This window comes from Shewanella electrodiphila, assembly GCF_023283985.1.
GTDB classification, from domain to species: domain Bacteria; phylum Pseudomonadota; class Gammaproteobacteria; order Enterobacterales; family Shewanellaceae; genus Shewanella; species Shewanella electrodiphila.
In genome coordinates this window covers 443,580-455,493 of the sequence record NZ_JAKIKU010000004.1, presented here as the reverse complement: position 1 = coordinate 455,493, position 11,914 = coordinate 443,580, and the positions used below count along the sequence as shown (strand labels likewise).

Here is an 11,914-nt window from a genome sequence, read left to right as displayed (position 1 = left end):
ATTAACGCGAGAGGAAGTATGCTTCTCTATATACATGGATTTAATAGTTCCCCTCAGTCAGATAAAGCAACCGAAACGGCGCAGTATATTCAACACCGTTTTCCGAATTTACCCTTCATTCAACCTCAATTACCCTCATCGCCTAAAGAAGCGATGGCATTATTATGTGGTATTGTAGAGCGCGCTAAAGTGCAAGGTGAGCCTTTAACATACATAGGCTCCTCGTTAGGTGGGTATTTTGCAAGTTATCTCGCTGAAACTTATGGTGGAAAAGCCGTTTTAGTTAACCCAGCGGTAAAACCATTTGAATTGTTTGATGAATTTTTAGGGCCTCAACATAACCCTTATACTGACGAGCATTACCAAGTGTTGCCACAACATAAGTTTGATGTGGCTGAATTCAACACTGAGGTGATATATCGTCCCGATCGTTTCTTAGTATTTTTGCAAACTGGCGATGAAGTGTTAGATTATCGTCAAGCGTTATCCAAATATCACTGTTGTGAGCTTCATTTAGAACCCAATGGTGACCACAGTTTTATTGGCTATAAAAATCAGCTAGATAAGATTTGTGAGTTTTTACAGCTTTCTTAATCAGTTTTCATAATGGCCCAATAATGTGGGCTAACAATTGACCAAATGTGTGGACTATGACCAATCAATACACTTCTGACGCCATCGAGGTTCTCAACGGACTCGACCCTGTAAAACGCCGTCCAGGTATGTACACCGATACCACTCGACCTAACCATTTAGGTCAAGAGGTCATCGATAACAGTGTCGATGAAGCTTTAGCTGGTCATGCGACTAAAATTGATGTCGTTCTTCATACGGATAACTCACTAGAAGTGACCGATGATGGTCGTGGTATGCCTGTGGATATTCACCCTGAAGAAGGGATCCCAGGTGTCGAATTAATCCTGACCAAACTACATGCTGGTGGCAAGTTTTCAAATGATAGTTACCAATTTTCAGGTGGTTTACATGGTGTAGGGATTTCGGTCGTCAACGCCTTGTCGAAGCGGGTTGAGATCAGCGTTCGTCGTGATGCGCAAGTTTACGAGATAGCATTTGAGAATGGCGATAAAGTTGAAGACCTAAAAGTGACAGGCACCTGTGGCAGACGTAATACAGGTACTCGTGTGCATTTCTGGCCAGATGCTAGTTACTTTGACTCTGGCAACTTCTCAATCACTAAGCTGTTATATCAATTACGCGCTAAAGCCGTGTTGTGTCCAGGTTTACGTATTAAGTTCACTAATAAGCAAAATGGTGAGGTTAATGAATGGTTTTACGAAAGTGGTTTAACAGATTATTTGAAAGAAGCAGTGAAGGGATCCGTTCTATTACCAGAAGAACCTTTCATTGGTGAGTTTTCGGGTAAAACCGATGCTGCTGAATGGGCCATTACTTGGCTGCCGGAAGGCGGAAACAGTATTTATGAAAGCTACGTAAACTTGATCCCAACGCCACTAGGTGGAACCCATGTTAATGGTTTCAGACAAGGCTTGTTGGAATCAATGCGTGAGTTTTGCGAATTCAGGAATTTGGTTCCACGAGGCATTAAATTATCTCCTGAAGATATTTGGGATAAAGCATCGTTTATTTTATCAATTAAAATGCAAGACCCTCAGTTCTCTGGTCAAACTAAAGAGAAACTATCAAGCCGTCAAAGTTCAGCGTTTGTTTCTGGCATTGTCCGTGATGCATTTTCACTTTGGTTAAACTCAAATACTGAGCAGGCTGAACAACTTGCAGAATTGTGTATTAGTAATGCGCAGCGCCGTCTAAAAGCAGCGAAAAAAGTCGCCCGTAAAAAAGTCACTTCAGGTCCTGCTTTACCGGGTAAATTAACTGACTGTAGCGGCCAAGACCCTATGCGAGGCGAGTTATTTTTAGTGGAAGGTGACTCTGCTGGTGGCAGTGCAAAACAGGCTCGAGACCGAGAGTTTCAAGCGATTATGCCGCTACGTGGTAAAATCTTAAACACCTGGGAAGTCGATGCATCTCAAGTGCTAGCATCGCAAGAAGTCCATGATATTTCAGTCGCAATAGGCTGTGATCCTGATAGCGAAGACATTTCAGAGTTACGTTACGGTAAAGTCTGTATTTTAGCTGATGCCGATTCTGATGGTCTTCACATTGCTACACTGTTGTGCGCCTTGTTTATGAAGCACTATCGCATTTTAGTTGAAAAAGGGCATGTTTATATCGCGATGCCGCCTTTATTCCGTATCGATTTAGGCAAAGAAGTATTTTATGCCTTAGATGAAGGTGAAAAAAACGGTATATTAGATAGAATTGTTGCAGAAAAGAAAAAAGGCAAAGTGCAGGTCACTCGATTCAAAGGATTGGGTGAGATGAACCCACTGCAGTTACGTGAAACCACTATGGATCCTAATACTCGTCGATTGGTACAACTTACCATTGATGATAATGACGATACGATGGCATTGATGGATATGTTATTAGCTAAAAAGCGCTCGCCAGACCGAAAAGTTTGGTTAGAGTCGAAAGGCGACTTAGCAGAGATCTAACACGTTACTAGGGTACGTATTAAGCAGTTGCGCATTGCCACAAAAGATAAAGGCAAAGAATAAATATAATGTCGAGAATAATAATTAAAATGGATATCAAGCAAATTTCAACAGCGTTAAAAACACTGTCTGTCATCGCTTTAGCTCAGTTCGCTGTAGTTAAAGCATTTGCTGCTGATCCTATGATGATTACTGTTACAAAAGGATTTGGACTCACTTTATATGCTTCTGATTTGGGCGACTCCAAGCAGATGGCTATAGGCAGTAAAGGCACCTTGTTTGTTGGTTCAAGAAAGAGTGGCACCATATACGCTTTGGTTGATTCCGATAATGATGGTCAAGTAAATAAACGATATTTGATTGGCAAAGGCTTAGATTATCCAGAGGCGATTGCGTTTCATAATGGTGATTTATACGTTGCTGAAGATGACCGAATCTTACGATATCAAGATATTGAAAACCGTCTTCGCCGTCCGGGTAGGCCCAAAGAGGTGTATTCAGGTTTACCCAGCATAGAGCGCAAACACGCTCGAGGTATGGAGTTTGGTCCTGATGGCCGTTTATATTTATCAATAGGCTCACCTTGTAATGTCTGTGAGGCACCTGCGCCTTTTGGTAGCTTGCTGGCCATTGATATTGAATCAGGAGATACCGAACAAGTCGCTTCAGGGCTTCGCCGTGTGATTGGTTTTGATTGGTCACCGACCACAGATAAGCTCTGGTTTGCAGATCAAGGTCGAAACTGGATGGGTGATAATATGCCCGCTGATGAAATCAATCGGATTGACATCAAAGGCAGTCATTTTGGCTTCCCATATATTCATGGCACTGATGTTGCTGAGCCCGCATTTAAAAAGCCTGATACCCTCAATATTACCGCACCAGCGTTTGAGCTTCCTGCTCACGTGAAGCCGACAAGTTTACTGTTCTATGAAGGTAAATTATTTCCCGAGCGTTACCATAATCAACTCTTTGTTGCCGAAAATGGCTCTTGGAACCGTTCTAGTAAGATTGGATACCAGGTTGTCATGCTAAGTCTTGACGATGGCCAAGTTACTAAACGTGAAAGAGTGGTAAGCTTTTTAGACGGCGAGTTTCCCGTCGCTAGACCTTATGACCTGATAAATGCACCTGATGGGGCAATGTTCATCTCTGATGACTTAAAAGGCAATATATACCGCTTGTATTACAAAGCGACAGAACAATCACAGGATATTAAATAATGAGTGATGCGATTGAATTAAGCCTTGATGGTGTTGAGCAAATGCCTCTGCGCCGTTTTACTGAAGAGGCTTATTTAAACTATTCAATGTACGTGATTATGGACCGTGCATTGCCACATATTGGCGATGGTTTAAAACCCGTTCAACGTCGTATTATTTATGCAATGAGTGAGCTTGGTTTATCGGCTCAATCTAAACATAAAAAATCTGCTCGTACAGTTGGTGACGTGTTAGGTAAATATCACCCACACGGTGATAGCGCGTGTTATGAAGCAATGGTATTAATGGCACAACCATTTTCATACCGTTACCCGTTAGTTGACGGTCAAGGCAACTGGGGGGCACCTGACGATCCTAAATCGTTTGCTGCAATGCGTTACACCGAAGCTAAACTATCTAAGTTTTCAGAAGTACTCCTGTCAGAGTTAGGGCAAGGCACTGTCGATTGGGGCGTCAACTTTGACGGCACCATGAAAGAGCCAAAATCGCTACCTGCTCGTTTACCACATATTTTATTGAATGGTATTACCGGTATTGCTGTTGGTATGGCGACTGACATTCCGCCGCATAACGTGCGTGAATTGGTATCAGCTTGTGTTGAATTACTGGAAAATCCAAAGGCCGATCTAGAGCGCCTAATGGAATTTGTTCCAGGCCCAGACTATCCGACTTATGCTGAAATTATTACCCCTAGCAAAGATATCGCTAAGATTTATGACACCGGCCGCGGCTCAATTAAAATGCGAGCGGTTTATGATATCGATAATGGTGAAGTAGTCATTTCAGCTTTGCCACACCAAGCGGGCAGCGGCAAGATTTTAGAGCAAATCGCTAATCAAATGCAGGCAAAAAAACTGCCTATGGTTGCGGATTTACGCGACGAATCAGACCACGAAAACCCAGTGCGTCTAGTGATTGTCCCGCGTTCGAATAGAGTGGATTGCGATCAGTTGATGGCGCATTTATTTGCAACAACTGATTTGGAAAAGAGTTTTAGAGTTAACTTAAACGTCTTGGGTTTGGATGGTCGCCCAAAAGTTAAAGGTTTAAAAGAGCTATTAACGGAATGGCTGACCTACCGTATCTCAACAGTGACACGTCGTTTACAGTTCCGTTTAGATAAAGTGTTGGCAAGACTTCATATCCTTGATGCATTAATGATTGCATTCTTGAATATCGATGAAGTCATTGAAATCATCAGATTTCACGATGAACCAAAAGCTGAGTTAATGGCTCGTTTTGAGTTATCCGAAAAGCAAGCTGAAGCCATTTTAGATTTAAAATTACGTCATTTAGCTAAGCTTGAAGAATTTAAAATTAAAGGCGAGCAAGAAGAGCTTGCAGCTGAACGCGATAAGCTGGAATTAATTTTAGGTTCAGAGCGTCGTTTAAAAACCTTAGTGAAAAAAGAGTTAATTCAAGACGGTGAAACCTTTGGTGATGACAGACGTTCACCGATTATTGAACGTTTAGAATCTAAAGCACTCACTGAGCAAGAACTGACCCCAGCTGAATCAGTTACCGTAGTGTTATCGGATAAAGGCTGGGTACGTTGTGCTAAAGGCCATGATGTCGATGGTGAAGGCTTAAATTATAAAGCGGGTGATGCGTTCCTGTGTAGTGCCAGTGGTAAGAGTAATCAACCGACGGTATTTATTGACTCAACTGGGCGAGCGTTTGCAACTGACACCCATACATTGCCTTCAGCAAGAAGCCAGGGTGAGCCAATAACAACACGCTTTAACCTATCTCCAGGCGCGGTGATGCGACATGTGCTACTGGGGGTTGATAGCCAATGTTATCTACTCGCCAGTGATGCTGGTTATGGTTTTATTGGTTCTTACGCCGATATGATAAGCCGTAATAAGGCGGGTAAAGCGTTATTGAGTTTACCGGCTAATGCGCAGTCGCTAATGCCAAAATTGGTGAATAAAGGGGTGACACAATCGATTATTGCCATCACTAACGAAGGTCGGATGTTGATATTTGATGTCGATGCTCTGCCGCAATTATCCAAAGGTAAAGGCAACAAAATTATTGGCATTCCAACGGATCGCGCTAAGAACCGTGAAGAGCTATTAATCCACTTAGATATTATCCCTGAGGATGCATCAGTGACCTTATGGGCGGGTAAACGTAAGTTGACCTTGAAACCATCTGACTTAGAACACTATCGCGGTGAAAGAGGACGTCGAGGCGCTAAACTGCCAAGAGGTTTACAGCGCGTTGACAGTGTTCAAATTGAGCAGGGTTCACAAGCTGTTGAAGATGGAACTGAAGAACCGAGTGAGTAATATGCTCAGAGTTTTTCTTGCATAAAAAAATGCTGCCTAAGGGCAGCATTTTTTATGAATACGATTTGAAGTTAACGCTTATATTTTTTGAGAAATGAAGGACTGAAAATATAATAGAAATTATGCGACTTCGTAGAAGTTAGGTTCGACATCGACTTGCGCTTTAATGATGTTGGTCGCCATACGAGAACATTTACCACACTGATCAGCAACACCTAAGCGTTTTTTAACGTCAGCTAAAGAGCTGTCGCCATGTTTGTTTACTGCTTCTCTGATTTGGGTATCAGTAATTCCGTGACAAAGACAAACGTACATAAAGCCTCTTCGTAAAGTATGATGACATATTTATTCTTGGAAATAGTAAATATGCTAGCTAATCAACAATAATGTAATTGTAAATGAAAACAGTTCTCATTGCTAATAACTTTTTGAACAAATCTGACTTTTATCGAAAAGTAATAGTTATTACAAACTGCAAACTGGCTCACGAAATTTGTAATAACGAGTCATAAGTAAGGCTTTATGGCGAGTGCTAATAGCCTTTGATGAAATCAACTTGATGATTGAGAGGTTGCTGCTGACGCCATAAGTGGAAGTTCTCAACAAAGACTTCTACTACTTGCTCAGGAAAACTCGGCGCGGCAATGTGAGGGGTAATAATAGCATTAGGGCATTGCCAAATAGCGTGTTCGCTAGGCAAAGGTTCTTGATTGAACACATCTAACACTGCATGTTGCAGTGGTTGAATTTGCAGCTGGCTTGCTAGCGCATCCAAATCTAATACGTTACCTCTACCTAGGTTAAATAATACTGATTCAGCAGGTAATAATGCCAACATGGATTTATTGAGTATGTTTTCAGTATCCAAAGTATTGGGCAATATACTTGCAACAGCATCTACATTGGGTAAATGTTCAGCTAAGTGTTCAATGGTATCAACATGATCAAAGTAAGGTTTTACAGTCCCTGTTTTACTTAGCCCAGTGACTTTCATACCGAAATGCTTTGCTGTTTGAGCAATATGTTGCGCAATTGAACCTGTGCCTAACAATAATAATTGTTGCCCTTGAAGAGTACGGTAGCTTCCTGGTGCCCAATGTTGTTGCAGTTGCTGCTGTTTATATTTTGCATGCTCTCGTTGATGAGCGAGTAAGTAGCCGAATAAGTACTCACTCATTAAAGGCCCGAAAATCCCTTTAATATTGGTTAGGCTGTAATCGCGGCGTTGTCTTGAACCCGTTATTTTATCGACACCAGCGAATGTTGATTGTAACCACTGTAACTCAGAGCCTAAATTTAACAGAGGCGCGGCCAGTTGTGGCTCTGCAAACCAAATATTTGCTTCACAAATACTGCTTGGATCATCCCCTAAAATAATCAAATCTGGTAAGTTATAGTCAGTTAATAACTTTCGATATTTGTCATTTTCTTGGGTTAATAGCAGTAATTTATGCGCCATAAATATTCCCTGATAGTCGTAATTTAAGAGGTAGGTTAATGAATCAAATCATAGCATTTTTATCTAAAATTGGCGCTATGTTGCATCCGTGGATGAGTGAGATTGCGACTGCATTAGTGGCCTGTACGATTGTTATTTTCGCCACAGATATCAATCGGGCATTAAGGCGGTCATTGTCAGGCAGTGGCTTCATTATTAGAACCTCAGCATTTGTTCTGGTCAATGCTTTTGGTTACGGTCTGGCTATTGTGAGTATCAGTCCATGGCTAGCGAGTCAACTTAGAGAAATGCCATCACAGTGGATGTTACTGGTTGTGATTGGGGTGTTTATTGGAATAGGTGCATGGGCTCAGCGAAACAGGCAAGTGTAAACGCGTTATTTACGCTGAATCCATTTGTTATTTAGTGAAAAATTAACCAAACCATTTTTCATGACTTGTTGTATGGGAGTTGTCATGCCTGCAATTGGCTAACACGATAGCGGCTTTATCAGGATAGTTACTAAAAATTCCATCGACGCCAAGTCCTTTTAATGCATGAATATCTTCAGGGTTATCTACGGTATAAACATAAATTTTGGCGCCACGTTGATGGGCATCTTGAACCATTTCGTGGGTAACGAAATGAAGATCAACATGAATAGAATACGCATCTAGTGCTGTGACAGATTCAGCATAGTGCAATGGTACGCCAGTTAGAATAGGGGCGACCCTCGCGCGGGGTAAATGCTGTTTTACCACAGATAAATAGGGCTGATTGAATGATGAAATCAGTAATTGCTCATTAGTGAAGTTTAGCTCACTGATAAGTTTGGGGTATACAGCAACTAATGGCCCAGCAGTGTGGTAGCCTTTAAGTTCAATGTTGACGATACAACGGCCTCGAATTAACGTCATCACTTGCCACAACGTTGGAATTGAGTGCTGTTGAATGGTCACTTTACTGAGTTCATCTTTTGAAGCAAGGTGAGTCACCCCGCGACCCGTTGTTTTTGTTTCTAATCGACGATCATGAAACACAAACAGCTCACCTTCAATATTATATACGTCCAGTTCAATAGCTTGGACATTAATTGACAGTGCTTTTTCCATAGCAGCTAAGGTGTTCTCAACCTCGTAACCGCTGGCACCGCGATGTGCAAAAATCAGCATTTACCTAACCCTTTATAATTTGATGTAAATCACGAGATTGACCATTGTTGATATGAATTTCCATTTGCGGATATGCCAACTCAACATGATTCTCTTTTAGCTTTTTACAGATACGCTTGTGTAAATTATGCCTTAACGGCCAACGATCGTTCATGTCTTTTGCATAAGATCTGACTTCGTAATCTTGTGTGTGCTGGCCAAAACCTGCAAACCAAACCTCAGGCTCAGGGAAGCTCAATGATAAATCACATTCTCTTACCGCTTGATGAAGTAACGCTTCAACTTTTGAAGGGTCTGCATCACGTTGTACTGATACGCTAACAATCACCCGGGTAATAGGATCTGATAGTGACCAGTTGACTAATTGTTCTGTGATAAAGGCTTTATTCGGCACAATGATTTCTTTTCTGTCCCAATCCACAATTGTCGTGGCACGAATTTCGATTTTAGTGACAGTACCAGTTAAATCGCGAATGGTGACGGTATCACCTATGCGGATGGGTTTTTCAAACAGAATAATTAAACCAGAAATGAAGTTAGCAAAAATCTCTTGTAAACCAAAACCTAAACCAACAGATAACGCTGCCACTAACCATTGTAATTTAGACCACTCAACCCCAATGGTTGAGAAACCCACGAGTAAGCCTAAAAATATGACTAGATAGCTGCTAACCGTAGTTATCGCAAAGCCTGTACCTGGGGTTAATTCTAATCGTTGCAAGATGGTTAACTCTAATAAACCAGGAAGGTTTTTGGCTATCATGGCCGAAAAGCCGACAACGATGAATGAGAATAGAATAGACTTTAAGGTAATGGGAATTTGCTGCTCTATGCCATTGATAACCGAGTGAGTATTCCACATCGTAATACCGTCTAAAAATGAGAATAAGGCGGTATGGGTTTGTGATACTAAAGCCAACAAACTGCCAAAAAAGGCTAAAATTAATAACGAGCGTACAAGGCCTAGTGATTGGCTTGCGATAGTCTCAAGGTCAACAATAGGTTCTTCATAGTTATCATTCACATCAGCAGCATTATTGAGTTCACCGCGTTCACGTTGGGCTAAGCGTTCTGCTCGGCGAGCTTTTGCGCGATCAAAGGCAATCAGTCGTCTTTCAATTAACATCCAGCGTTTAATTAATTGATACAGTAGCAAGAAACCTAAACCTAATAGTAAGGAAAGTTGCAGTTGTAATAACACTTGGAATGCACTGAAATAGTAACCTATTGAGGCTAATACGATACAGCAGCAAGGTACTGCGATTAGAAAGGTCCAAGTAATTTTATTAAATAACTTCATGTTTTTGCCATCATTAGCATTGGCACGAAAATCATTAATAAATGCATACATATCGCGGTAAAGGATAAGTAGCGTAATGGTGAAAACCAGAAATGCGCCACGACCAATACTATTGCGGATTAAGGAAGTATCAATGGCTTCGCTGAACCCCATGATACCGATCAGTGGCCAACTGATGAAAATAAAGCGTAAGGTCTTTTGCTGTAGTCGTTTCACTAGCGGTTGTGGCCGCCTGAAATGGCTGATGAGGATGCCATTGTCTAATGACAGAAGGGCAAAAAATCGATATACCCAATAGCTACAGCCAATAGAAAGTACACCAACCCCAATCGCGTGGACAAAATTAAACTCTGATGAAAAGAAAATTAACCCGCCCAGTAACAAGGGCATAGGTTTTAATAGCGAGTAAAATAGCGTTAAGCCGAGGGTTTTCGCGGTATAGATAAACTTATCTTGGGTTACGTTACCGACATTTTGACCGTAATGTTCAATGGCTTTGTTGAACCTTGGAGTTAATAAATCCTGAGCCATTAAGCAAAGGATGAGAATAATGACCCACCAAGCCCAGTAAATATTCTGTGACTGCCATGCTTGTTTTAACTTTTCCCTTTGAGGCGCCTGAGTGAGCCAAACAGTGGCATTCTTTAAATCGATGAACCATAAACCTGAAATTCTGGCCGCATTCGGTACCCAAAATAAATGTTCGTTCAGGGTGTTTTTCAGACGCAAGTATATTCGATTAAGTTGCTCGTAACTGTTTCTCAGCTTTGCCTGCTCATTCAGATATACATCGTAGTTCTGCACCAATTGTTCAATCAAGCTTTGTTGTGATTCTAGTAACTTTATTTGAGTGTGATTGAGAAAATCTTCAGTATTGAGCTGTTGCTTGTTTAACGCTTGCTGCTGTTCAGCCTGATAGCGTTTCAAACGAGAGTCAGCAATTTCAGCCAGTAATACATCTTGGTTTGGCGGTTTAGGCAGCGATTGCAGCATTTGTAAGAATCGGTCGCCAAAAGCTGAGTTGGTTTCCACCCAGGTTATTTGTTCTTCAACGTTGGTTAATTGCAAAGCATGAGATTGATATTGCTTCTCTGCTTTTTCCTGTTGAGTAATGACTTGAGTAATGCCATTAGTGATGCGAATTAACTCTTGAGCATATTGCTGGTTTTTTTGGCTTATCTCTTGAGAAATCGTATCGGCCAGCTGCTGCTGATCAATAATATTATTGGCAATGGTATTGGCTGCTTGTTGCTGGCGATATTGATTATTTTGTTTATTTAACGATTCGATCAGCTTCTCTTGCTGTGCATGTTCAATACGCAATAACTGTAATTGTAATTGGGCGATTTGTTTTTGCTTAGGGCTGCTAGACAGTTCAGCCGTTAAGGTTTCAATATGTTGCTCAAGCAATTGACCTTGGAGTAAATGCAACTGGCCCAATGGCGTATCTACGGGAGCTAGCTGGGTTCTTTTATGTTGATTCGAGGCATCCTTTGCCTGTCTGATTAAGCTTGGTAATTGCTGCTGCCTTTTTGAAAGGCGCACTAATTGTTCGCTTAAATCATTTTCAGATTGTTTGAGTTCAGACAAATGGTAATAAGCCATCGAGGCTTGCTGACCCATGTCAATATCGGCACTGATGTTAATGTCAGTTATTGGTTGATTAATCTCTGCTGAAATCTTTTGAGTAATAACGTCGCTGTTTTGCTCAAGCTCCAAGTAACCGTTCTTTTCATTACTCAGCTTTGTGATGCTGGTTTTGACGTTTTCTATTTGAGTGGGTAGGTCAACGACTTGCGATGAGTTGTTGCTTTGAGAAAATCCCAAGCGTTTATCCAGTTGCAGGGGAGAATTAGCCGACGCAACAAAGGAGATAAAGCTGAGTATAAAAAACGCAATACGTAACATAGGGAATGATTGCTAGTGAGAGACTAATACAATGGTAACAAA

At 41.4% G+C, this 11,914-nt stretch carries 9 protein-coding genes; 5 read left to right on the top strand and 4 right to left on the bottom strand.

The genetic code is table 11. The features are described from left to right. Window positions 1-18: 18 nt before the first annotated feature. The 4 genes from L2737_RS10125 to parC all read left to right on the top strand — a co-directional run bounded on the left by L2737_RS10125 (window position 19) and on the right by parC (window position 6,054). Window positions 19-594 carry a YqiA/YcfP family alpha/beta fold hydrolase gene (locus L2737_RS10125; RefSeq protein ID WP_102527984.1) on the top strand — a complete coding sequence of 192 codons (576 nt, stop codon included), beginning with the start codon at window positions 19-21 and terminating at the stop codon, window positions 592-594. A 56-nt stretch (window positions 595-650) separates the two neighbouring features. Beyond that, a complete protein-coding gene (parE, locus tag L2737_RS10120) occupies window positions 651-2,537 on the top strand; it encodes a DNA topoisomerase IV subunit B (RefSeq protein WP_102527983.1) in 1,887 nt (628 codons plus the stop codon). 182 nt (window positions 2,538-2,719) lie between these two features. Further along, on the top strand, window positions 2,720-3,760 hold the full coding sequence (locus tag L2737_RS10115) for a PQQ-dependent sugar dehydrogenase (RefSeq protein WP_241906409.1): 1,041 nt from the start codon (window positions 2,720-2,722) through the stop codon (window positions 3,758-3,760). After that, window positions 3,760-6,054 carry a DNA topoisomerase IV subunit A gene (gene parC, locus L2737_RS10110; protein WP_248955639.1) on the top strand — a complete coding sequence of 765 codons (2,295 nt, stop codon included), beginning with the start codon at window positions 3,760-3,762 and terminating at the stop codon, window positions 6,052-6,054. The genes L2737_RS10115 and parC overlap by 1 nt, the downstream gene beginning before the upstream one ends. Before the next feature lie 120 nt (window positions 6,055-6,174). Here the strand turns inward: parC and L2737_RS10105 are convergent, their stop codons facing one another. Both L2737_RS10105 and L2737_RS10100 read right to left on the bottom strand, forming a co-directional pair. Further along, window positions 6,175-6,369 (bottom strand): bacterioferritin-associated ferredoxin, encoded by a 195-nt coding sequence (locus tag L2737_RS10105; protein ID WP_248955638.1) that lies wholly within the window; start codon window positions 6,367-6,369, stop codon window positions 6,175-6,177. A gap of 217 nt (window positions 6,370-6,586) precedes the next feature. After that, the gene (locus L2737_RS10100; RefSeq protein WP_248955637.1) at window positions 6,587-7,513 is read right to left on the bottom strand and encodes a D-2-hydroxyacid dehydrogenase; all 927 of its coding nucleotides are present in this window, start codon (window positions 7,511-7,513) and stop codon (window positions 6,587-6,589) included. A 38-nt stretch (window positions 7,514-7,551) separates the two neighbouring features. Between L2737_RS10100 and L2737_RS10095 the strand changes: the two genes are divergently transcribed. After that, window positions 7,552-7,884, top strand: a complete 333-nt coding sequence (locus L2737_RS10095; RefSeq protein ID WP_248955636.1) for a DUF3392 domain-containing protein — start codon at window positions 7,552-7,554, stop codon at window positions 7,882-7,884. 42 nt (window positions 7,885-7,926) lie between these two features. On the opposite strand, the gene L2737_RS10090 is transcribed toward L2737_RS10095, so the two are convergent. Then, complete coding sequence (locus L2737_RS10090; protein ID WP_248955635.1) at window positions 7,927-8,664, bottom strand: glycerophosphodiester phosphodiesterase; 738 nt, start codon at window positions 8,662-8,664, stop codon at window positions 7,927-7,929. A 4-nt stretch (window positions 8,665-8,668) separates the two neighbouring features. Further along, on the bottom strand, window positions 8,669-11,872 hold the full coding sequence (locus tag L2737_RS10085; protein ID WP_248955634.1) for a mechanosensitive ion channel domain-containing protein: 3,204 nt from the start codon (window positions 11,870-11,872) through the stop codon (window positions 8,669-8,671). Between the last annotated feature and the right edge of the window lie 42 nt (window positions 11,873-11,914).

Excerpts from the sequence above, each read along its gene's own strand:
- L2737_RS10125 (WP_102527984.1), top strand. The coding sequence starts at position 19 with ATGCTTCTCTATATACATGGATTTAATAGTTCCCCTCAGTCAGATAAA.
- parE (WP_102527983.1), top strand. The coding sequence starts at position 651 with ATGACCAATCAATACACTTCTGACGCCATCGAGGTTCTCAACGGACTC.
- L2737_RS10115 (WP_241906409.1), top strand. The coding sequence starts at position 2,720 with ATGATGATTACTGTTACAAAAGGATTTGGACTCACTTTATATGCTTCT.
- parC (WP_248955639.1), top strand. The coding sequence starts at position 3,760 with ATGAGTGATGCGATTGAATTAAGCCTTGATGGTGTTGAGCAAATGCCT.
- L2737_RS10105 (WP_248955638.1), bottom strand. The coding sequence starts at position 6,369 with ATGTACGTTTGTCTTTGTCACGGAATTACTGATACCCAAATCAGAGAA.
- L2737_RS10100 (WP_248955637.1), bottom strand. The coding sequence starts at position 7,513 with ATGGCGCATAAATTACTGCTATTAACCCAAGAAAATGACAAATATCGA.
- L2737_RS10095 (WP_248955636.1), top strand. The coding sequence starts at position 7,552 with ATGAATCAAATCATAGCATTTTTATCTAAAATTGGCGCTATGTTGCAT.
- L2737_RS10090 (WP_248955635.1), bottom strand. The coding sequence starts at position 8,664 with ATGCTGATTTTTGCACATCGCGGTGCCAGCGGTTACGAGGTTGAGAAC.
- L2737_RS10085 (WP_248955634.1), bottom strand. The coding sequence starts at position 11,872 with ATGTTACGTATTGCGTTTTTTATACTCAGCTTTATCTCCTTTGTTGCG.